Genomic DNA, 21,666 nt, shown 5'->3' on the forward strand with positions numbered 1-21,666 from the left:
TGTCTCCTCAAGGGTTGCGAACAAGCAACGACCAATCGAGACATCGCTTACGGTACCGGCTCGAACGCCACCCAGGTGGAGCAAAGTCACCGACAGCAAGTCAGTTCTTGACTAATTTTGTTTTCGGTGTGACGCTTGCGCCATGTTCGAAGTGGCGGTGATCGAGGATCCTTCCGCGGCCGAGGTGTCGCTGGACCCGGTGCGGGCGCGTCTGCTCGCGGAGCTGGTGGAGCCCGGATCGGCGACGATGCTCGCCGCGAAGGTCGGGCTGCCCAGGCAGAAGGTGAACTACCACCTGCGCACGCTGGAGCAGCACGGCCTGGTGGAACTCGTCGAGGAACGGCGCAAGGGCAACGTGAACGAGCGCCTGATGCAGGCGACCGCCGCGTCCTACGTCATCTCGCCGACGGCGCTCGCGGCCGTGCAGCCGGACCCGGCGCGGGCACCCGATCGGTTGTCCGCCCGGTGGCTGCTGGCGGTCTCGGCCAGGCTGGTGCGCGACGTCGGCACGTTGATCACGGGAGCGACCAAGGCGAAGAAAAGGCTCGCGACCTTCGCGCTGGACGGTGAGGTCAGGTTCGCCACGGCGGCGGACCGCGCTGCGTTCGCCGAGGAGCTCGCCGGGTTCATGACGCAGCTGGTCGCCAAGTACCACGACGAACAGGCCGAAGGAGGGCGTCCGCACCGAGTCGTCGTCGCCCTGCACCCGAGCGTGATCGCCAAGGAGGAAGAGTCGTGACCCACGAGTTCGAGATCAGCAAGGAAGTCGAGGTCGACGGGACCCCGGAGCAGGTCTGGGACGCCATCGCGACCGGACCGGGCATCGACTCGTGGTTCATGGGCCCGCACACCGTCGACGGCCGTCTGGGCGGCCGCATGTCGCTCGACATGGGCTTCTTCCAGGAGGCCTCGACGATCACCGCGTGGGAGCCCGGCAAGCGCCTCGCCTACCAGAGCGACAAGGGCGAGGACGGCACGTTCCACGCGATGGAGTACCTGGTCGAGGGCCGTGAGCAGGGCTCGACCGTGCTCCGGTTCGTGCACAGCGGCATCCTCGCCGACGGCTGGGGCGACGAGTTCGTCGACCAGCAGTCGAAGGGCTGGGACATGTACCTGTTCACGCTGGCCGAGTACGTGCGGCACTTCGCGGGCAGGCCCGGCGTGTACGTGTTCGCCCAGTGGCCGCCGCAGCCCGAAGGGGCCGACAACTGGCCGGTGCTGCTCAACGCGCTCGGCATCCCCGAAGGCGCGAAGGTCGGCGACGAGGTCACCCTCGAACCGTTCGGCGTCCACGGCGTCGTCGACTACGTGGTCGAGCACGACGTGCACAACTTCCTCGGCGTGCGCGGCCCGGAAGGCATCTACCGGTTCCACGGCACCAACGCCGTCGGCCACCACCTGTTCGGCGATGCGACCGGGCAGGCCGAGAAGTGGCAGGCGTTCCTGGCTCAGACCGTCGGCGGGCAGACCTCGTAGACGTACTCGTCGTGCCCGTACGGCACCACGTTCCGATCGCGGCGGATCACCGAGACCCGTCCGCCGCGATCGGCGCACGACTTCCGGAAACCCTCGTCGGTGTACTCGATCTGGAAGAAGTCGTTGCCGAACGCGGCAGCGTACGCGTTGCACTCGTCGCGGGCCTGGCAGTCCTCGGCGATGGCGAAGTCGAAGCCGATCTCCTTCTTGCCCGCGTCACCCAGTTCCGCGGTGTTCTTCTGCGCCACCGCGAGACCTTGTTCGTGCGCGTACCTGACGAACGCCTTCATGAACTCCTTGGTGGCGTTGAGGTCGAACGTCCCCTCAGCCCTCATGTAGGAGTCGAGGTTGTCCGGCTCGACGCCCTTGAAGAAGGCCGTCTTGCAGTCCTTGATCCACTTCTTCTGGATCTCCAGGATCTTGTTCCGCTTGTCGCCGGTGGAGATGTCGAGGATGCCCTCGTTCCACTCCGGGTCGATCGCGACCTCACCGTTCGGCTTCTTCACCAGCAGGTCGGCGTGGTTCTTGCGCCACCAGTCGAGCCCACCGTCCATCGAGCTCGGCTGCGTCTGCAGCGCGTTGAGGTAGCAGATGTTGTAGCGCCTGCCGTCGATGGTCTTGCTCCGGTCGCGCACGACGATCTTGACAGGCACGTCCGGCTGGTAGGCGCCGCCGAGCTGGTAGTCGAGCTGCCCACCGGCCGGCGGCAACTCGCGCGGCGGCAGGTCCGGCTCACCCGAACAGGAGGCGACCAGCAGGAGCAGGGCGGCCACCACCGCGGCGGTTTTCATGCGCGGCAGTCTGTCACTCGTGGGGTTGCGCAGGCGTAACAGCACAGCACTCCATTGCTCATGAATGAGATCTAGCTTCCAGCGGGTGAAAACTCGGTCGCTCTTCCTGCAGCTCCTCGTGGCCGTGGTCGCCGGCGTGCTGGTCGGTCACTTCTTCCGGTCGTTCGGCGCCGACCTGAAGCCGATCGGCGACGGCTTCATCAAGCTGATCAAGATGGTGATCGCGCCGCTGATCTTCTGCGTGGTGGCGACGGGCATCGCGAAGGTCGGGGACCTGCGCGCGGTCGGCCGGATCGGGCTGAAAGCGCTGATCTACTTCGAGGTCGTGTCGACGGCCGCGCTCGGGTTCGGCCTGCTCGTCGGCAACGTGGTGCGTCCCGGCGACGGCATGAACGTCGATCCGTCCACATTGGACGCGTCCGCCGTCGAGGCGAAGACGCAGGGCGGCCACCTCCCCGGCGTCGTCCAGTTCCTGCTCGACCTCATCCCTTCCAGTGTGGTGGACGCGCTGGCGCGCAACGCGTTGCTCCAGGTGTTGCTGTTCGCGGTGCTGTTCGGCTGCGCGCTGGCCCAGCTCGGCGAGCGCGGCAAGCCGGTCGTGGACCTGTTGGAGCGCATCAACCTGGCGTTCTTCGCGGTGCTGGGCTACATCATGAAACTGGCGCCCCTCGGCGCGTTCGGCGCGATGGCGTTCCTGGTCGGACAGTACGGACTGGGATCGTTGCGCACGTACCTGTGGCTGATCCTGGCGTCCTACGGCGCGGCCCTGCTGTTCTGCGCGCTGCTCGGCGTGATCGCCTGGGTGTTCGCACGGGTCAACCTCCTGCAGTTCCTGCGCTACACCAAGGAGGAGTTCCTGCTGGCCCTCGGCACGGCGTCGTCGGAGGCCGTGCTGCCGCGGATGATGGCGAAGCTGCAGCGCGCCGGCTGCGCACCCACGTCCGTCGGCCTGGTGCTGCCGACCGGGTACTCGTTCAACCTCGACGGCGCCTCGATCTACCTGTCGCTGGCCACGCTGTTCCTGGCGCAGGCGTTGAACATCCCGCTCGACCTCGGCGACCAGCTGACGATCGTGCTGGTGCTCGTGCTGACCTCCAAGGGCATGGCGGGCGTGCCGGGGTCGGCGTTCCTGGCCCTGTCCGCCACCGTCGCCGCGGTCGGCTCGATCCCGGCCGCGGCAGTGGCGTTGCTGCTCGGCGCGGACCGGATCATGGACTCCATGCGGGTCTTCACGAACCTGCTGGGCAACTGCGTGGCGACGTTCGTGGTGTCCCGCTGGGAGGGGATGCTCGACGTCGAGCAGATGCGGTCGGTGCTCGACGGGTCTGCCACACCTGAGGACGACCTCGTGGAGGCCGAACACCGCCCCTAGTTACGCCGTTGGGCGGCCATGACACCCATCGTGGCGGGTAAGCCTCTCCCATGCGGTGGCTGTTGCTGATCATCCTGCTGACCGGCTGTTCCGCCCTACCCCTCTCCTCCTCCGCTCCACAGGTGGACCGGGTACCGACCGGCACCCTCGACGCCGCAACCGCGCGCACGTCGCTCGCAGCCCTTCCCGTCGCCGCGCCGGGCCGGATGGACGGCTACGTGCGCGACTGCTCGGACGGCAAGGCGTGCGTCTTCGGCCAGCCGTGGTTCGACACCGACGGCGACGGCTGCGACCAGCGCAGCCAGGTCCTGGCCCGCGACCTGACCGGCGTCGAGCGCAAGCCCGGCCGCTGCGGCGTCCAGGCGGGCACGCTCGACGACCCCTACACGGGCTCGCGCGTCACCGGCGTCTCGAAGATCCAGATCGACCACGTGGTGCCGTTGGCGGAGATGTGGCGCAGCGGCGCTTCGGCGTGGGCTCCCGAACAGCGCCTGGCCGCGGCCAACGACCTGCGCAACCTCGTGGCGGTGTCGAGCAAGGTGAACCAGTCGAAGAGCGACAAGACGCCCGACGAGTGGATGCCGCCCAATGCGGGGTACGCGTGTTCGTACGGGCGGATCTACGTGACGGTGAAAGCCGCTTATGGGTTGTCCGTGGCGCCGGCGGAACGATCGGCGCTGGAGCAGGCACTCACGACGTGCGGTTAGTGGCCCTCGGGACGCTGATGCGCGAGTTCGAGAACGTTGCCGTCCTGATCGGTGACCTCGGCGTGGAAATCGCAGTTCTCGACGTAGACGACCAAGTTCTCCACCCCGGCCGCTCGATCCGCGTCAGTGGCGTGGGTGGAAACGCTGAACGCGAGCTCGTCACCGGTGTAGTCGGTGCGGATGCGGATGCCCTCCCCGCGCCGCAGCCAGTAGTCATGGGCGAGTGGTTCCAGCCACACGACGAGCCACTCCGCGGAGTCGTTGTGCACGTCCATCACAGCCATGACGCGAGCGTAGAGAAAAGGCAGAAGGGCCAGGTCAACGAGTGACCTGGCCCTTCCGTCTCACCGAGCCGCCTATCGGAATCGAACCGATGACCTGCTCATTACGAGTTCCCTGGTGTTCATGTTGAGGACTGACGGGTAGTACCGCACCGGTCTGATTGATCCTGGTCAGGCCGGTGCGGCTGCCGTTCGGTGCCGTTGTCGATCAGCTCGTTTCGGAGCGTTCGGGCACACAATGGGCACACTTTGCGAGCCCTCATGTCGTCCCCGCTGACCAGCACGGATGCCGCTCCGCAGACGGCGAACCAGAGTGCGATCCCTCGGAAGTTGATCGGGCGTGCCGTCGCTTCGACCGCGTGCAGCAACGACCGGAAGACACCGGCTGCTGGTCTAGCTACGGCGTCCACAGGATCGGTCCGGTCGCCTTCACGAGCCGAGGCGCGAGCCGATCGCCAGGAGCGGGAACGCTCAGCAGCTCCTGAACCACGTGCGTGAGCGAACCTGTGCGCTCCCACACGATGCCGGGCGGCTCATCCCCATCGGTGCGCAACGCCATCGCGTCGTCCTCATCGCGAACGCGGACGGCGTCGATCCATCCGCCTGGCCAGACTCGGTAGCCGTCGACCTGTGACGGCACGCCCTCGACCGCGTCGCGGTGGACGAAGGTCCAGCCCGCATCTCTGATCGCAATGAGCGCAGCGAGTGTGGGAAAGGCGCGAATCGCCGCGTCGTCGCTCATGCGGCATCACTCGACGCCCGGACGCGAACACCCGTCGCCACAACCAGTTCCGGCAACGGATCGCCGTTCACGCGATGGACCACGCGCTGCCCGGTGAACGCTCGCCGGCCGTGCAGCCAGCGGTGGTTGTCCAGGACGTACCCCTGCCCGGCAGTCAGCCTGAACTCGAACGCGTGACGGTCGATCGCGGCCCTCAACACCGGAATCCAGCGGTCGACTTCAGGTGCGAACTGAGCGAGCTCATCGAGCCGAAGTCTGACGGCGATCCGACCACGACCGTTGTCGCTGAAGATCGAGCTGAGGTGACCGGCCGCGCCGCCGAACAACACGGAGCGCGGTGTGCTCAAGGCGGTGAGCGCTTCGGGCTCCGACTCGGAGAGATCGTCGTACACGGCCTGGCCATCGATGAGCACGCACTCGCCGCCGCTTGTCGCTGCCTGCGTGCAGCTCATCATCAGCAGCGCGGGCGGATGTGGAACGCCGGAGCGATCGGTATGCGGGTTGAGCGCACAAGCGCTGAAGCCTGCGAACCCGCTACGCACGATCGACTCACCAAGGTCAGCGATCGTGGTGACGCCATCAGGTCCGCTGTCCCGGTGCGGCACGACGATGGCGATCGGCTGCGCGAGCTTGAGCAGGTCCTCAGGGCCGTCGAGACCATCGACTACAGCGAGTCCCTGCTCGGCGATCAGCTCGACCAGGTTGGCGGAGTCCGCGTTGACGCGATACGGCTCGATCATGGCGTCTACCTCCCGAAACGACTCGTCTACGGGATCAGCAGAACGCTGTTCTGTCCACCACGTCCAGTGACAGGTTGTCAACACCGCGTCGCCTCGGCATGGTGGGTTCCGGTGCTACGTTGCCGGTGAGCAGCCAGCCCGCGATCACGGAGGACACCTCGATGAGCCAGCTTGCCTACCCCGTCTCCATCAAGGGCGTGGTGGTCCGCGACGGCAAGGTGTTGCTGCTGAAGAACGAGCGCGAGGAGTGGGAGCTGCCGGGCGGCCGGATCGAACCCGGTGAGACCCCTGAGGAGTGCGTTGCGCGCGAGATCACCGAAGAGACGCAGTGGAAGGTGACGACCGGGCCGATCCTCGACACGTGGATGTACTACATCAACGTTGCCGAGAAGAACGTGTTCATCGTGACCTACGGATGCCACCCGGTCGGCGATAGCGAACCCGTGCTTTCCCACGAGCACAAGGAAATCGGCTTGTTCACGGAGGACGAGGTGCCGGGCTTGAACATGCCCGAGGGCTACAAGCGCTCGATTGCGACGTGGTTTGAGCGGCTGCGCGCGGACGCGGTCAGGTAAGCCATGACGAGCAGGCGGTGCGATGCGTGCGGAGCCGGGTTGAGTCGGCTCGCCGTCGAACCGATCTGCCCAACCTGTCACGCGAGCGCGCGCCACGTCGCACCGGTCGTGCCCGCTCGTCAGCTCGTGCCCGCGGTGTGGTTGTGGTCGACTCCCGAAGCGACGACCGCGCTCAAGAGTCGTGATCTAGCAACCATCCTGCGCGTGTACCGCAGGTTGAACAAGCTGAGTCAGGAACGGCTCGCAGCGCTACTCGGCTACGACAAGACCTACGTATCGATGATCGAGACCGGTCGCCGGAACATCAGCGATGTCGCCACCCGCCGGCACATCGCGCGGACGCTCGGACTGCCGATGCACGCGCTCGGCGTAACCGACAACGACGATGCCGACTTCGCCGCGATGATCCAGTTCGGCGACTCGACCATCCGCCTTGCCGAGATCGCACGCCAGTCAGGCAGGGCCGTCGATGCCGTCAACGAACTGTGGCCGCTGGTCGCACGGCTTGAGGCACGAGCCGCCGAGGGACGGGCCGAACGGGACACGATGATCCTGCTCGGTCAGGGCCGCGCCGCGCTCGGCGTCTCGCTCGGCACAGTGCTGCCGGAGGAACGGCTGACGGCCGCTGCCCGCTGGACAGGCAAGGCGCTGGTGATCGCTGAGCGCCTCGGCGATCGGGCGTTCCTCGCTCACGCGCTGCGGATGCACGGGAACGAGCTGCGCAAGGCTGACCACGTCGGCGCAGCCATCGCTCGACTCAGCCGGGCTGTTGCCGTGTCCGAGGATCGTGAGGGACAGGGAGCTGCGTTCGCGCTACTCGCTCGTGCCGCAGGCGAACACGGCGACCCGGACCTGTTCGACCTCGCGATCAACGGGTACCGCGAACGGCTCGATGACGGTGGCGGCCGAAGCATGTTGTTCAACCCGTTCACCTTCCGAGAGATCGAGCTACGCGGCCTGGTCACGACTGGTCGAGCCGCCAACGCGGTCCAGATCATGCAGACGAACATGCCGGATGCAGCACCAGTCGCCCCGCAATGGCACATCATCGAGCGAGTCACCGCCGGGCAGGTTCTGCTTGCAGCCCGACAACGAGACGGCGCAGAAGACGCCTTGCGCACCGCGCTCCTTGCCGCTGAGACCCACCGCCTGCCGCATCAGATACAGCGAACAATCCGCGCTGCCGACGATGGCGGACTCATCGAAATCAGCACGAGTGGGCAACTGGCACTACAACGCCTCAACGCCCTTCTGGCACCGGGCTGATGATCATCGGCTGAGTCGATCGCAGTGGACGACCACGGTCAGTAACGCGTTGCTGGTGTCACACCGATAGAGGGCATGCCTGGCAGCCAGATGTGACACCACTTGCGACTGCGAAAAGAGTTCCGCATGCGCCGATTCACGCTGCCCTTCATCGCGCTAGGCGCAGTAGCCGCTCTGTCCGCCTGCGGCGCTGCAAGTCCTCCGTCTGAACCGTCCCGATCATCAACGGCGGTAACGACCACGACGACCTCCGCTGCACCGCTTCCACCAGTGATCGACACCGCCAAGTACGTAGGCGTCACTGCGAACACAGCGGTCGCCGAGATCCAAAAACTCGGCTACTACGTCTACGTGACGCATGCGACCAAGAAGTCGAACCTCTTCCAGATTTCGACTACTGGGACGCTCCCCGAGTCCCTGAACAAGTGGGTCGTGAGTTCGATCGAGGCCAACCGCAGCACCTACTCCTCGGCTGCGACCGTGTGGGTCAAGCCTGGAGAACTCACTCCAGTGGAGAAGGTCGATGAGGCTGTACAGACAGCAGGGCTCAACTCTGCCGTAGGCACCACGTACCGCACGGCATCCGCATGGGTGCTCGACGTGTGCAAGAGCATGACCACCCCGGCTCAGTACGTCACCGCGTCGGAGTTCCTCCAGGGGCAGATCAACGAGGACGCGAAAAGCCTGGAGATTTTCAAGATCGGCATACCGTTGCTGTGCGCCGAGCACCAAAGCGCACTGAACGAGGTTCTGGAGGGCAACGTTCCGTTCGGTAGCGGAACCTATGAGATCGGTACCGGAAAGGGGAAGATCAAGCCCGGTAGGTACCGCACGCTGTACAGCGTTGATAACTGCTACTGGGAGCGGACACGCCCTGACGGCGAGATCATCGACAACAACTTCGCCACGCACGCTCAGTCGATCACTGTGACGATCGCACCAACAGACGGCAGCTTCACCACTCAGCGGTGCGGCAAGTGGCAGCTGGTCAAATAACTCCGAGTTTCGTACACGCCGCGAGTTGCTATGACGTACCGGTCAGCGTCAGCGAGCACCAGGGGTGGCCCCCAGGCCACCTCCTTACAAGCCCAGTGCTCGACGAACCACGACTGTCGTAACAGCCGACACGATGGCCTTGCCTGCACCCGTGATCAATCCGGGTGCCTTCGACTTGATGCCTTCCCACAGCTTGAGCTCGTCCGTCTCACTCAGACCAGGATCGCGCAAGGCAGCCAGCCTGTTCGCGAAGATCGAGGAGAACAACGACGAGATCGTCGCGGCCAACGCGGCACGCCGGGCAGTCGACGACGCGCGCAAGCAGGCCACGAAACGAGCCGAGCAGCGCGCGTTTCGGGCACAGCTTCAGGAGATGCCGCCGTTTCGCAGGACGACCGGACCTGCGGCACAGCTCAAGCTCCGGGCGACGCTGCGAGCAGCGCTGAACGACGCGATCGCGCAGCAGATCATCACGTTCAACCCGGCTGCTCACGTCGAGGTCGAGCCAGGCAAGCGCCCCAAGGCGCTGGTGTGGACCGCCGAGCGCGTCGAGCAGTGGCAGCGGACCGGAGAGAAGCCATCACCGGTCATGGTCTGGACTCCAGAGCAGACGGGCGAGTTCCTCGACCTGGTGCACGAGGACAGGCTGTACGGGCTGTATCACCTGATCGCGTTCCGGGGCCTGCGTCGGGGAGAGGGGTGCGGGCTGCGCTGGTCAGACGTCGACCTCGACGCGAAGACGGCGACGGTCGCGACTCAGCTCGTCCTCGACGGGTGGGACGTCGAGGAGGGAGACCCGAAGACGTCGAGCGGTGCGCGAGTCGTCGCGCTGGACGCCGAGACGGTCAAGGTCCTGCGGACGCACAAGGCACAGCAGTCAGCCGAGCGGTTGGAGTGGGGCGAGGCCTGGATCAACACGGGCCGCGTGTTCACCGAAGCCAACGGAACGCTGCTGCATCCCGGCAAAGTGTCCGAGGCGTTCGAGAAGAACGTGCGGACGTCGAGCCTGCCGCCGATCAGGCTGCACGACCTGCGGCACGGTGCGGCGACGCTCGCACTCGCGGGCGGTGCCGACATGAAGACCGTGCAGGAGATGCTCGGGCACTCGTCCATCACGATCACGTCGGACATTTACACGAGCGTTCTTCCCGAGGTCGCTCACCGGGCTGCCGAAGCAGCGGCCAAGCTAGTCCCGCGCAAGTCCACCGGAACCGATGGGCACACTTCGGGCACACACGAGGCCCAGAGCAGCGCAGCTCTACAACTCGTCACGAACCTGGGAACAAAGAAAGACCCAGGTCAGGAAGCCTGACCTGGGTCTTATCTCACCGAGCCGCCTATCGGAATCGAACCGATGACCTGCTCATTACGAGTGAGCTGCTCTGGCCGACTGAGCTAAGGCGGCGAGACGCGATAACTATAACCGACCCGCAACCGCGTTACTCACGGGGGTCGGCATCGTTGTACGGACCGTGACCGACGTCACCACCTCCTAACCGCCGGGGAGAGGTTCATGCGCCGTTCGTTGTCCGTGCCGCTGGCCGGGTTGCTGCTCGCGCTCGTCGCGGCTCCCGCGCTCGCGCAGCCTCCGACCACTCCGGTGCCGGGGCCGCGCGATCCGAACCAGCCGCCTGCGTCTGCACCGAACGGGCCGCAGCCTCTCGCTCATGCCGTCGGCGATGCCGGCACCGGGCTGAGTGTCGTCCGGCTCGGGCCGCAGGGGGTGCCGACGAACACGATCCTGCCCGGGCTCAGCGAGCAGTTGCCGAAGCAGTCGGTGACCGAGTTCGGGCTGGGGCTCGCGAGTGCGCAGGTGAACACCGAGGCGTTCCTGAGCACCGAGCGGGTGGTGACGCAGGCGAATCCGTTCGGGTTCGCGGTGGCGGGGCGGTCGCCGCAGTCGCCGGGCACGTTGGTGCAGACGGCGATCCCGGACAACCCGCAGCCGACCAACGGCGGGCTGCCGATTCCCGAGACGCCGCTCGCGAAGCTCAAGCTGCTCAACGGCAGCGTGCACGCCCGGTGGGACGAGAAGGTCGGGCCGTGCGTCAGCCCGCTGGCCACGGCGAAGACGTCGCTGGCCGGCCTCGAGGTGTTGAGCGCGTTGCCGGCCGAGGTGCCGTTGCCGGTGAAGACCAGTCTGATCAGCATTCCGGACACGTTCGAGGCGAGTTCCGTCGTGAAGCTCGTCGACCTGCCGGGCAGCAAGAACAAGGCGGTCGAGTCGACGTCGACGATGCGCGCGGTCAGCGTCGAGCTGGCCGGGGGCATCAAGATCGACGTCGCCACCCCGCCGACGCTCACGGCCACGGCCACCGGGGACGAGGCGACCTCGAAGATCACCTACACCGCACCGGTGCTGAAGGTCAGCCAGAACGGCAAGGACCTCGGCACGCTCGACGCCGCGCATCCGACGCTCGACATCCCGTTGCTGCTGGACCTGGTCGTGGTCAAGCTGCAGATCGCGGGGCTCAACGAGAAGAAGGCGGCCTTCACGGGCACCGGGTTCAGCGGGTTCCAGCTCGGTGCCACCGCGCGGATGCTCGACGTGCAGGTGCTGCCGACGGACAAGTTGAAGCTGCCGAACCTGCCGACGGCACTCGCGCAGATCTCGCTGGGCGAGCAGATCGTCCGGGCCGCGGCGCCGCAGGGTGGCGTGATCTGCGGGACCTCGCAGCCGCCGCAGACGACCGTGCCGCAGCAGCCCGGTGCGCCGGCCGCGCCTCCCAAGGGTGCGCCGCCGCTGGCTTACACGAACGCCGCGTACCAGTCGATCCCGCTGTTCTGGACCGGCACGGCACTGCTTCTCGCGGGTGTGGTCATCTTCGCCGCGCTGCCGGCCAGGGGCAGGTCGCGCGGCTAGGGAACGCACGCGCACACCCTGGTGAACGGCCGTGCTCTTCGGCGACGAACCGGGCTGGGGCTGAGCGGCGGAACGGAATCAGGCTTGGATGCGCGGTGACGGTCAGGTCGACGTCAGCCGCGGTGCAGCGTCGTCACCATCGCCTCGATGGCGATGCGCGGCTTCACGTTGACCTCGATGGCCTCCCGGCAGGCCAGCACGGCCTCCAGCCGCCGCAGGATCGACTCGGACGACCAGGTGGCGGCGGCGGTCCGGGAGTCCTGGGCGCGGTCCGGGTGCATCAGCGCGGCCTCGGACCCCGTCTTGACCACGAGCGCGTCGCGGTAGAACGCGGCCAGGTCGACCAGGGCCATGTCCAGGGAGTCGCGCTGGGTCCTGGTGGCCCGCGACTTCTGCCGCTTCTCCAGGTCCTTCAGCGCACCCTTGGCACCACGGGTGGCGGCGGCGGTGCCCTTGCCCGTTCCGCCCGCGCCCATCGCGGTCTCCAACGCTTCCCGTTCGGACTCGTTGCGAGACTCGTTGGCGGTGGAGGCGTCGTCCTCGGCGGCCTTGATGAGCTCGTCGGCGCAGGTGAAGACGTCGGCGGGCTTGCGCAACGCCAGCGGGATCCGCAGCACGGCCTCGCGCCGGGCCCGTGTCTGCTCGTCCGAGGCCAGTCGGCGAGCCCGTCCCACGTGCCCGCCGCACACCGCGGCCGCCCACTGGGCCATCTCCGGCGACACCCCGTCGACGGCCTCCAGCGCCGAGGCGATGGCGGCGGGCCGAGGTGATCCCAGCGATACGAGCCGGCAGCGGGAGCGGATGGTCACCGACACGTCGTCGGGGTGGTCGGACGGAGCGCACAGCAGGAACACCGTGCGCTCCGGCGGCTCCTCGACGGCCTTCAGCAGCGCGTTGGCCGCGCCCTCGGTGAGCCGGTCGGCGTCTTCGATGATGACGACCTGCCAGCGGCCCGACGTGGGACGGCGGGCGGAGATCTGGACGAGGGAGCGCATCTCGGCGACGGAGATCGACAGGCCTTCGGGCGCCACCACGCGCACGTCGGCGTGCGTGCCGTGCAACGTCGTGCGGCAGCCGGAGCACTCACCGCAGCCAGGGCGGTCGTCCGCCACGATGCACTGCAGCGCGCCGGCGAAGGCTCGGGCGGTGGACGAACGGCCGGAGCCGGGTGGGCCGGTGAAGAGCCAGGCGTGGGTCATCACGCCGGGTGCGGGGGTGCCGCCCGCGACGATCGTGGCCGCGGCTTCCGCGGACGCCGACAGCATCGCCACCGCCTCGGGCTGGCCGACCACCTCGTCCCACACGCTCATGGGTCCAGTCTTCCAGCGACGGATCAGACCGCGGCCTGGGGGACCGCGCGCTTGCGCCCGGCCATCAGCGGAACCACGGCGGAGCGGACCCGGTCGGCCACGTCGTCGACGTCGCCCTCGGCCTCGACCACCACGTACCGGTCCGGATCGGCGGCGGCCATCTCGCTCAGCAGCCGCTGCACGCGCCAGTGGTGTTCCGGGCCGATGCCCTTGGCGTCGGTGCCGGGGCGGTCGAGCAGGATCGTCAGGTCCGGGCGCAGCCGGCCGGTGGCCCAGTCGACCAGGCCTTCGAGCTCCTGGTGTTCCAGCGAGCTCGTCGCGGTGAAGTGCGCCAACGGCGAGTCGACGTAGCGCTCCATCACGACGACGGAGCCGCTGTCCAGCGCGGGGCGCACCTGCCGTTCGACGACATCGGCACGGACGGCGGCGGCGACCAGCGCCTGCGCGCGCACGCCTGCCAGGTCGGCGGACGACAGCATGGTGCGCAGGCGGCGTTCGTCGTGTTCGGGGTCGGCGGCCAGCAGCACGTCGAGGCCCTCGGCGCGCAACGCGGCGGCCAGGCGGCGGGCCTGCACCGACGTGTCCTCGCGGGTGTCGCCCTCGACGGCGATCAGCATGCCCTTGGTGTGCCGGCGGCCGCGGATCGCCGCGAACAACGACGACAGCACCGGCTCCTCGCGGCGGTCGTCCATCTGCCGGTACGCGACGAGGCCCAGCACGATCGCGATCACGGCACCGCCGAGCATCACCGGACGGCTCGCGTCGACCTCCATCGGGTGGCCGAACACGCTGATCTGCCGCTTCTGCAGCAACGTGAGCAACAGCGGCGCACCACCCGACGCACCGAACAGCACGACCTTCAGCAACGTCTGGATCAGCGCGACCGTGCGGCCGCGCATGTCGTCCTGGACCTGCGAGCCCACGATCGTGAGACCCGTCAGGAACGCCACGCCCGCGCACGCGCCGACCAGCGCCACAGTCAGCAGCGCGATCCACAGGTGCGGGGCCAGCGCGACCAGCGCCAGCGAGATGCCGGCGAGCACGATCGTGACGCCGAACAGGCGGTTGTAGGCGAGGCGCTGGGCCAGCCGCGGCGCCGTCGCCATGCCGACCGCGAGCCCGAGGAACACGGCCACGAACAGCAGGCCGAACGTCGAGGCGCCGCCCAGCAGCGACAACGCGTAGTTCTTCGCCGTCCCGATCACGGCACCGGCCGCGGCGAACGCGCCGATCATGCCGATGAGCAGGCCCCTGACCAGTGGCGTCCGACCGGCGAACCGCAGCCCGTCGCGCAGCATGGCGACGAAACCGGGCTTGTCCTCGTCTTCCCTCTTGCGGGTCGAGACGACGCGGCCGGAGAGCTCCGGCAGGCGGGTCGCGACCAGGATCGCCGAGGTGAAGTAGAGCAGGCCGTTGATCACCACCGCGATCGTCGCGATGTTGAACTCCAGGTTCCCGCCCTGCAGGTTCAGGTACGCGGGGATGCCCGAGATCAGCGAGTAGAGACCGAAACCGCTGATCGTCGAGATGCCGTAGGTCATCACCAGGCCGAGCTGGTTCGCCGACTCCACCTGGTCGGGGCGGCGCAGCAGGTTCGGGACCGCCGACTCCTTGGCCGGGATCCACAGCATCGCGCAGCAGCCGACCAGGAAGTTCGCGACGAAGAGCCAGATCGGGGAGCCGATCAGCGCGATCGAGATGAACAGCGACCCGCGCAGGACGTCGCAGACCACCATCACCTTGCGACGGTCGAACTTGTCCGCGAGCACACCACCGATGGGTGCGAAGAGGATGCCGGGCAGCAGCTGGGTCAGCACTACGAGCGGCAGCGCGAACGACTGCCACTCGTAGCTCTTCGTCATCGCAGTGACCAGACCGGTCAACGCGAGCAGTGACAGCCAGTCACCAACGCTGCACAGGTAGGTGACGAGCCAGAGCCGCCGGAACGGCCTGATGGCCAGTACCGATCGAAGCCGGTGAACCGTGGACACGCTGGACTGGGCCTGCCCTGCCTGGCCTGCCTCGGTCGCCGGTGTGTCCGCGTCCTGAATTTCAGTCACCCCTAAGTCGCCACTCCCGTGCGGTCAGCGTAACCGGATGTGGTGATTCAGGATGCCGGACTCACAGCACGGCTAGCTGAAGATCGCTCCGAGAATGCTGACCAGGACCAGGACGAAGAACCCGATGACGACCAGGCAGCCGATGAACGCGGCCACGCCGCTCGTCTGCTTGGCAGGCTGCTGTTGCTGCTGTTGTTGTTGCGGCGCAGACATTTGGTTCGTCGGAGCGAGCTGCTGGACCGCGTACTGGTGCGCCTGCTGAGGCGCGCGCTGCGCCCGGCCACGCGGCCGCCGCTGCTCCTGCTGCATCTGCGACCAGACGGCCTGCCGCAGTTCCTCGGTCGGCTCAGGAGGTGTCGGCACCACCACACGTGACCTGGACGACGTCCATTGAGGAGCGACGAACTTGTCGGCGGTCACCAGGCCCGCGAGCGGGTCGGGGTACAGCCGGGGAGGCGGCGGGGCCTGAGTCCCGTCGGGTCCGAACTCGTTGATCGGCACCGCCACCCCCTGCTCAGCTCTTGGACTTGGCCGGAGCCTTCTTGGCCGCGGGCTTCTTCGCCGCCGCCGGCTTCTTGGCCGGAGCCTTCTTCTTGACCGGCCCCTTGGCTCGCTTCTCGGCCAGCAGCTCGGCCGCGCGCTCGTCGGTGATCGACTCGACGCTGTCCGTCTTGCGCAGCGACGCGTTCGCCTCACCGTCGGTGACGTACGGCCCGAACCGGCCTTCCTTGATCACCATCGGCTTGCCGGACACCGGGTCGTTGCCCAGCTCGCGCAACGGCGGAGCGGCGGCGGCGCGACCGCGCTTCTTCGGCTCCGCGTAGATCTTCAGCGCCTCTTCGAGCGTGACGGTGAAGATCTGGGCCTCGTCGACCAGCGACCGCGAGTCCGTGCCCTTCTTCAGGTACGGGCCGTAGCGGCCGTTCTGCGCGGTGATCTCGGCGCCCGTCTCCGGGTCCTTGCCGACCACGCGCGGCAGCGAGAGCAGCTTCAGCGCGTCGTCCAGCGTCACCGTGTCCAGCGACATCGACTTGAACAGCGAGCCGGTGCGCGGCTTCGGGGCCTTCGCCTTCGACGAGGAGCCGTTCTCGGACGCCTCGGGCAGCACCTCGGTCACGTACGGGCCGAAGCGGCCTTCCTTGGCCACGATCTCGTTGCCCGAGACCGGGTCGGTGCCGAGCGAGCGGCCCTCCTGCGGCGTCGAGAAGAGCTTCTCGGCGATCTCCGCGGACAGCTCGTCCGGTGCCAGGTCGTCCTGGACGTTCGCGCGCTGCGCGGCCCCGTCGACCTCGCGCTCCAGGTACGGCCCGAAGCGGCCGACGCGCACGACGACCGTGCGGCCCTCGGAGTCGCTGAACAGCGGGATCGAGTTGACCTCACGCGGGTCGATGTCCTCGACGCCCGTGCCGACCAGCTTCTTCAGGCCGCCGGAACGGCCGATCGAGCCGTCCGGGCCGATGCTGCCGCCGAAGTAGAACCCGGACAGCCAGTTCGTGCGGCCCTGACGACCTGCGGCGATGCCGTCCAGCTCGTCTTCCAGCGCCGCGGTGAAGTCGTAGTCGACCAGGCGGCCGAAGTGCTGCTCCAGCAGCCCGACCACGGCGAACGCGACCCACGACGGGACCAGCGCCGCGCCCTTCTTCCACACGTAGCCGCGGTCCTGGATGGTGCTGATGATCGACGAGTAGGTGGAGGGACGGCCGATGCCGAGCTCCTCCATCGTCTTGATCAGCGACGGCTCGGTGTAGCGCGAGGGCGGCGAGGTGGTGTGACCGTCCGCGGACAGCTCCGCGATCGTCAGGTCCTGGTCCTTGACCAGCAGCGGCAGGCGCGACTCCGCGTCGTCCGACTCGCCACCGGCCTCGGCGTCGACGGTCTCGACGTAGGCCTTGAGGAAGCCGGCGAACGTGATCGTGCGGCCGGACGCGGCGAACGTGACGTCCTGACCCGTGCCCGCACGACCCTGGATGCGGATGCTGGTCGTGTTGCCCCGCGCGTCGGCCATCTGGGAGGCGATCGTGCGCTGCCAGATCATCTCGTAGAGCTTGAACTCGTCCGAGTCGAGCTCGGCGGCCACCTGGCCAGGCGTGCGGAAGACCTCTCCGGCCGGCCTGATCGCCTCGTGGGCCTCCTGCGCGTTCTTGACCTTGCGCGTGTACTGGCGGGGCTGCGGCGAGACGTACTGCGCGCCGTAGAGGTCCGTGGCCTGCGTGCGGGCCGCGTTGATCGCGGTCTCCGACAGCGTCGTGCTGTCGGTTCGCATGTAGGTGATGTAGCCGTTCTCGTACAGCTTCTGCGCCGTGCGCATCGTGCGGTCGGCGGAGAACCGCAGCTTGCGGCCCGCCTCCTGCTGCAGCGTCGAGGTCATGAACGGCGCGTACGGCTTGCGCGTGTACGGCTTCTCCTCGACCGAGGAGACCTTGACCGGCGCGTTCTGCAGTCCGGCGGCGATGGCGCGGGCCTGCGCCTCGTCCAGCACGGTGACGTCGGCCTTGCCGGTCAGCTTGCCGTCCGAGCCGAAGTCGCGGCCCGTCGCGAGACGCGTGCCGTCGACGGCCACGAGACGCGCGCCGAACTGGCGCGGCGTGGCCTGCTCACCGGCGTCCATCTGCGCGGAGATGTCCCAGTAGCTCGCGGAGACGAACTTCATCCGCTCGCGTTCGCGCTCCACGACCAGACGCGTCGCCACGGACTGCACGCGGCCTGCCGAGAGCTTCGGCATGACCTTCTTCCACAGGACCGGGCTGACCTCGTAGCCGTAGAGGCGGTCGAGGATGCGCCTGGTCTCCTGCGCGTCGACCAGGTCCTGGTCGAGGTCGCGGGGGTTGGCCGCGGCGGCCTGGATCGCGGACTCGGTGATCTCGTGGAACACCATCCGGCGGACCGGGACCTTCGGCTTGAGCGTCTCCAGCAGGTGCCACGCGATGGCTTCACCCTCGCGGTCACCGTCTGTCGCGAGGTAGAGCTCGTCGACGTCCTTCAACGCTTCCTTGAGCTCGGTGACCAGCGACTTCTTGTCGGCGGAGATCACGTAGAGAGGCTCGAAGCCGTGGTCGACGTCCACGCCGAGCCTGGCCCAGGCCTGGCCCTTGTACTTCGCGGGAACGTCGGCGGCACCGCGCGGCAGGTCCCGGATGTGTCCCCTGGAGGACTCCACGACGAAGTTGGCGCCGAGGTACGAGGCGATCTTGCGCGCCTTCGTGGGCGACTCGACGATCACCAGTCGTCGGATGCTGCCCTCGCCTCCGCTGCTCTTCTTCGTCCGTGTCGATCCAGCCACTCGCCGTCCCGCTCTCTTCCAAACCCGGTTCCCAGGCCCGCCAGTGTTGCCCAGCGTCGGCCGAAAAGCACACCATCCGTCATGTCTCCGCGACGCCCGTACGACGAGACAGAGTGACACAACCATGCCGGACGGCCCGCTCAGGCCGCCGGCCAGGTGCTCATCGCCACTCCCTGCGGAGGGCTTCCGACCAGTTCAGCGAGCCGCGCCAGCCTCCGTCGGCCGGTTACCCGCAACGCCGGAGCCCCTACCAGGGTGCACGGAAGTCCGGATGCGAGCAGCGCATTTTGCAACGGTGCGTGTGTCTGCGGTGCGTTGGGGTCCAAACCGAGCAGGTACGCGGACTCCATCCAGCTGCCCGCGGCGAGCGCCCAGACGCGCAGCACTGCTCCGTTCAGCTCGAAGTCAGGAGGCACGGTCTTGACGGATCCGTCCAGCCAGCGGGCGGCCAGAGGGGTGAGATCGGTGCGGAACGGCGTGCGGACGAAGTGCGTGCCTTCCCCGTTGACGCACAGCTCGGTGGTGACGCCGCGCTCGGCGCAGGCCTGCTTCAGGGGGCGCAGCCGCCACTCGTCGCGCAGCTCGGTGTACACGCGGGCGGCCGTACCGCGCGCGAAGCTGACGGCCTGCCCCGGCCCGCAGAGGAAGCCGGCGAGGTCCGCCTTGGCCGGCGTACGCGCCTCGGCCGAGAAGAAGGACAGCTGCCCCACCACGGCCCACAGGGTAGAACAGACGTTCGAGTGTGGCCAGTGTTGTAGTTGTGACTACGCCGGTCGAGCGATCACTGCTGCCCGACCTCCTGCCCCTTCGACCTGATCTCCGAGCACGGCTGCGACCTGCCCAGCGCGTCGGAGTACTTCGGCCGTTTCTGCAGCTCCTGGAAGGTCGCGCGGAGGTCTTCCGGGGTGGTCACGACGTTGGTGTCGGCCAGCGCCTTCTCGGCGCCCTCCAGGAACTGGGCGTTGGCCTCCAGGGCCTGGACGGGAGCCTGCGCGTCTCCGTACGACTTCGCGGACTCCGCGACGAACTTGACCAGCTGCTCGTGCACCTTCTCGAGGTCGTCCTCGGGCGGGCCGAGCTCCTTCAGCTTCTTCTCCGCGCCGGCGAACGCGGTGGCGTTGGACGTCAGCAGCCCGAGGTAGGCGGTCTTGACGGCGGCGAAGTCCGCCGGATCCTGTTTGCGCAGCTCAAGGCCCGCTTCCAGGCCTGGGAGGACACCGCCGCAGAACGCGTCCACCCACTGCCGCTGTGCGTCGGTGATCGGCTTGTCCGCCTCCGAACCGCAGGCGGTCAGCACGAGGGAACCTGTCATCAGAACGGCGAGCAGACGTGTCCTCACCCGGCCTAGTTTCCCCCGGACTGCTTCGCCAGCCCCTGCCAGGCCGTGCACACCTTGTTCGCACGGAACGCCTCGGAGTACTTCGGGGTCGTCTCCACGATCTGCTTGAACAACGTCCCCACGCTGCTACTGCTGCTGCCGACCATGATCTGCTCGTACCGCTCGGGGAACTTGTCGTCCGCCGCCTGCGCCCGCAGCCGCGCTGAACTGTCGTCGAAGGTCTTGGCCTCGTTGCGCAGCGCGCTGACCAGCCGTTCGTGCAGGCTGCGCACGTCGGAACCCAGCGGGCCGAGCTTCTCGAGTTCGTCCGCCATGTGGCGGTTCGACACCGCTGCGCCCGCCGTCCAGGCGACCACGGCCACCTTGACGGCCTCCATGCCCTCCTGGGCCTTGCCCTGGAGCTGGAGCCGCGCGGTCTGCGTGACGCCCATGGGGCCGCAGTACGCCTCGAACCAGGCCACCGGATCGGCACCGGGCACGTCCACCGTCGTGGTGGGCGTCGGCGCGGTCGTCGGCGGACTCGGAGGAGGAGGTGTGCTGCACGCGGTGAGCGCGACAGCACTCAGGACAGCAGCGATCGACGAACGTGCGTTCACGCGAATCCCCCAGGAAACGTCTGACCAGATCGCCGAACGGTACACGTTCGGGCGATCTGGCCAGACCGGATTCAGCGGGTCAGGAAGTAGGTGGAGACGCCTGCAGGCCCTTGCAGTTCGACGCCTTCTGCGCCGCTCCCGCGAGGCCCGTCTCGTCGAACTTCTTCTGCACGTCGGCGCCGGCCTTCTCCAGCTCGCCGGCCTTCGCGACCATCTCGGTGAAGGCGGTGACGACCTGGGTCGGGTCCGTCGACGAGTCCAGCTTCGACTTGGTGTCCGCGAGCAGGGTCTTGATCTGGCCCATGCCGTCCTGCGCGGCGGTGGTCAGCTCCTTCGACTTCGGGTGCGGGCCGTTCTCCAGGCCCTTGAGGTCCGCGATCGACTTGTCGACCGCGGACACCTTGGACCCGAGCCAGTCCGACAGGCCCGTCTTGAGCTTCGCCGGGTCGCTCATGTCGATCGGCGGCTCGTCGGCCATGGTCTTCACGGTGCCGTCGACGGCGCCGCAGACCTTGTCCATCCACGCCACGACATCCGCCTCGCTGGCGGCGGTGGGCGTCGACGAACCTCCGCCGGTGCACGCGGTGACCGCGAGCAGGCAGCTGGTCATGACTGCGATGAGTGTGCGGCGCATGGGCCGGAAGTTACTCCGAACGGCCTTGCTCAACTCGTCGGCGTGACGTTGAGGCGCTGCATCTCCTGGCACTTCTGCGCCGACTGCGTGGCCTTCTGCAGCTCGGGGACGTCCTTGAGGTCGCGCAGCGGGTCGGCGAGCTCGGAGAGCTTGGCGATGGCCTCTCCGGCGGCCTGGAGGCCTCCGGTGGCGTTGTTGGCGTCGGCCTGCTCGACCTTGACCTTGGCGTCGGCGAACACGGCGCCGAGCGAGGTGAACGTCTCGGCCATCTTGGTGACGGCCTCCTCACCGCCCGCGACGGGCGACGGACCGACGTTCTTCAGGCCTTCGGCCGACTTGGTGAAGGCGTCGGCGAGCTGGCCCATGTACGCGGCCATCTCGGCCTTGAGCTTGGCGGAGTCGCCGGCGTCGAGCTTGGGGGCCGTCTTCTCGATCTTGGCGAACTCGGATGCCGCACCGCACACCTTGTCCATGTAGGCGACGGCCTGGGGGTTGGCCGCGCCGCTGGTGGGTGTCGTGGAAGTGCCGGAGTTGCCGCCGGTGGTGCACCCGGCCAGCGCAAGGGCGGCAACAGCGGCAGTGGCGACGAGGCTGCGCCTCATGTCGGAACTCCTCGGTCGGGGTACGTCGGGGGAGAC

At 67.8% G+C, this 21,666-nt stretch carries 22 protein-coding genes and 1 tRNA gene; 9 read left to right on the forward strand and 14 right to left on the reverse strand.

Annotated elements, in window-relative coordinates; genetic code table 11:
• The first annotated feature begins 142 nt into the window (after positions 1-142).
• Positions 143-739: an ArsR/SmtB family transcription factor gene (locus tag SK571_RS18600; RefSeq protein WP_319985330.1), complete on the forward strand. Its 597-nt coding sequence runs from the start codon at positions 143-145 to the stop codon at positions 737-739.
• Positions 736-1,476 (forward strand): SRPBCC family protein, encoded by a 741-nt coding sequence (locus tag SK571_RS18605; RefSeq protein WP_319985331.1) that lies wholly within the window; start codon positions 736-738, stop codon positions 1,474-1,476. Before SK571_RS18600 ends, SK571_RS18605 begins: the two co-directional genes overlap by 4 nt.
• Here SK571_RS18605 and SK571_RS18610 read toward each other — a convergent pair.
• On the reverse strand, positions 1,449-2,267 hold the full coding sequence (locus tag SK571_RS18610) for an endo alpha-1,4 polygalactosaminidase (RefSeq protein ID WP_319985332.1): 819 nt from the start codon (positions 2,265-2,267) through the stop codon (positions 1,449-1,451). The two genes, SK571_RS18605 and SK571_RS18610, sit on opposite strands and share 28 nt — an antisense overlap.
• Before the next feature lie 85 nt (positions 2,268-2,352).
• On the opposite strand from SK571_RS18610, the gene dctA reads away from it, so the two are divergent.
• Together dctA and SK571_RS18620 are read left to right on the forward strand one after the other, a co-directional pair.
• Complete coding sequence (gene dctA, locus SK571_RS18615; protein ID WP_319985333.1) at positions 2,353-3,639, forward strand: C4-dicarboxylate transporter DctA; 1,287 nt, start codon at positions 2,353-2,355, stop codon at positions 3,637-3,639.
• A gap of 50 nt (positions 3,640-3,689) precedes the next feature.
• Positions 3,690-4,346, forward strand: a complete 657-nt coding sequence (locus SK571_RS18620) for an HNH endonuclease family protein (RefSeq protein WP_319985334.1) — start codon at positions 3,690-3,692, stop codon at positions 4,344-4,346.
• Here SK571_RS18620 and SK571_RS18625 read toward each other — a convergent pair.
• From SK571_RS18625 to SK571_RS18635, 3 genes are all read right to left on the reverse strand, one after another.
• Positions 4,343-4,630, reverse strand: coding sequence for a hypothetical protein (locus tag SK571_RS18625; protein ID WP_319985335.1), 288 nt, complete (start codon positions 4,628-4,630; stop codon positions 4,343-4,345). The two genes, SK571_RS18620 and SK571_RS18625, sit on opposite strands and share 4 nt — an antisense overlap.
• A gap of 394 nt (positions 4,631-5,024) precedes the next feature.
• A complete protein-coding gene (locus SK571_RS18630; protein WP_319985336.1) occupies positions 5,025-5,369 on the reverse strand; it encodes a hypothetical protein in 345 nt (114 codons plus the stop codon).
• Positions 5,366-6,109: a TauD/TfdA family dioxygenase gene (locus SK571_RS18635; RefSeq protein ID WP_319985337.1), complete on the reverse strand. Its 744-nt coding sequence runs from the start codon at positions 6,107-6,109 to the stop codon at positions 5,366-5,368. The genes SK571_RS18630 and SK571_RS18635 overlap by 4 nt, the downstream gene beginning before the upstream one ends.
• 161 nt (positions 6,110-6,270) lie before the next feature.
• On the opposite strand from SK571_RS18635, the gene SK571_RS18640 reads away from it, so the two are divergent.
• The 4 genes from SK571_RS18640 (at position 6,271) to SK571_RS18655 (ending at position 10,258) form a co-directional block, all read left to right on the forward strand.
• A complete protein-coding gene (locus tag SK571_RS18640) occupies positions 6,271-6,684 on the forward strand; it encodes an NUDIX hydrolase (protein ID WP_319985338.1) in 414 nt (137 codons plus the stop codon).
• A gap of 39 nt (positions 6,685-6,723) precedes the next feature.
• The gene (locus SK571_RS18645; RefSeq protein ID WP_319985339.1) at positions 6,724-7,950 is read left to right on the forward strand and encodes a helix-turn-helix transcriptional regulator; all 1,227 of its coding nucleotides are present in this window, start codon (positions 6,724-6,726) and stop codon (positions 7,948-7,950) included.
• 270 nt (positions 7,951-8,220) lie between these two features.
• Positions 8,221-8,946 (forward strand): hypothetical protein, encoded by a 726-nt coding sequence (locus SK571_RS18650; protein ID WP_319985340.1) that lies wholly within the window; start codon positions 8,221-8,223, stop codon positions 8,944-8,946.
• Between the two features lie 193 nt (positions 8,947-9,139).
• Positions 9,140-10,258: a site-specific integrase gene (locus tag SK571_RS18655; RefSeq protein ID WP_319985341.1), complete on the forward strand. Its 1,119-nt coding sequence runs from the start codon at positions 9,140-9,142 to the stop codon at positions 10,256-10,258.
• 19 nt (positions 10,259-10,277) lie between these two features.
• Here the strand turns inward: SK571_RS18655 and SK571_RS18660 are convergent.
• Positions 10,278-10,351, reverse strand: a tRNA-Thr gene (locus SK571_RS18660).
• A gap of 108 nt (positions 10,352-10,459) precedes the next feature.
• Between SK571_RS18660 and SK571_RS18665 the strand changes: the two genes are divergently transcribed.
• The gene (locus SK571_RS18665) at positions 10,460-11,809 is read left to right on the forward strand and encodes a hypothetical protein (protein ID WP_319985342.1); all 1,350 of its coding nucleotides are present in this window, start codon (positions 10,460-10,462) and stop codon (positions 11,807-11,809) included.
• Between the two features lie 113 nt (positions 11,810-11,922).
• Here the strand turns inward: SK571_RS18665 and SK571_RS18670 are convergent, their stop codons facing one another.
• The 9 genes from SK571_RS18670 to SK571_RS18710 all read right to left on the reverse strand — a co-directional run bounded on the left by SK571_RS18670 (position 11,923) and on the right by SK571_RS18710 (position 21,630).
• Complete coding sequence (locus tag SK571_RS18670; RefSeq protein WP_319985343.1) at positions 11,923-13,119, reverse strand: DNA polymerase III subunit delta'; 1,197 nt, start codon at positions 13,117-13,119, stop codon at positions 11,923-11,925.
• Between the two features lie 23 nt (positions 13,120-13,142).
• Positions 13,143-15,179, reverse strand: coding sequence for a bifunctional MFS transporter/dTMP kinase (locus tag SK571_RS18675; protein WP_406602001.1), 2,037 nt, complete (start codon positions 15,177-15,179; stop codon positions 13,143-13,145).
• A 72-nt stretch (positions 15,180-15,251) separates the two neighbouring features.
• A complete protein-coding gene (locus SK571_RS18680; RefSeq protein ID WP_319985344.1) occupies positions 15,252-15,680 on the reverse strand; it encodes a hypothetical protein in 429 nt (142 codons plus the stop codon).
• A gap of 13 nt (positions 15,681-15,693) precedes the next feature.
• Complete coding sequence (topA, locus tag SK571_RS18685; RefSeq protein ID WP_319985345.1) at positions 15,694-18,459, reverse strand: type I DNA topoisomerase; 2,766 nt, start codon at positions 18,457-18,459, stop codon at positions 15,694-15,696.
• Between the two features lie 140 nt (positions 18,460-18,599).
• Complete coding sequence (locus tag SK571_RS18690) at positions 18,600-19,172, reverse strand: hypothetical protein (RefSeq protein WP_319985346.1); 573 nt, start codon at positions 19,170-19,172, stop codon at positions 18,600-18,602.
• A 68-nt stretch (positions 19,173-19,240) separates the two neighbouring features.
• Positions 19,241-19,798 (reverse strand): hypothetical protein, encoded by a 558-nt coding sequence (locus SK571_RS18695; RefSeq protein WP_319985347.1) that lies wholly within the window; start codon positions 19,796-19,798, stop codon positions 19,241-19,243.
• Positions 19,799-19,803: 5 nt separating this feature from the next.
• Positions 19,804-20,394, reverse strand: a complete 591-nt coding sequence (locus tag SK571_RS18700) for a hypothetical protein (RefSeq protein ID WP_319985348.1) — start codon at positions 20,392-20,394, stop codon at positions 19,804-19,806.
• 79 nt (positions 20,395-20,473) lie between these two features.
• Positions 20,474-21,028: a hypothetical protein gene (locus tag SK571_RS18705; RefSeq protein WP_319985349.1), complete on the reverse strand. Its 555-nt coding sequence runs from the start codon at positions 21,026-21,028 to the stop codon at positions 20,474-20,476.
• A gap of 29 nt (positions 21,029-21,057) precedes the next feature.
• Positions 21,058-21,630 (reverse strand): hypothetical protein, encoded by a 573-nt coding sequence (locus tag SK571_RS18710; RefSeq protein ID WP_319985350.1) that lies wholly within the window; start codon positions 21,628-21,630, stop codon positions 21,058-21,060.
• Positions 21,631-21,666: the final 36 nt, after the last annotated feature.

Source organism: Lentzea kristufekii (genome assembly GCF_033949925.1).
GTDB classification, from domain to species: domain Bacteria; phylum Actinomycetota; class Actinomycetes; order Mycobacteriales; family Pseudonocardiaceae; genus Lentzea; species Lentzea kristufekii.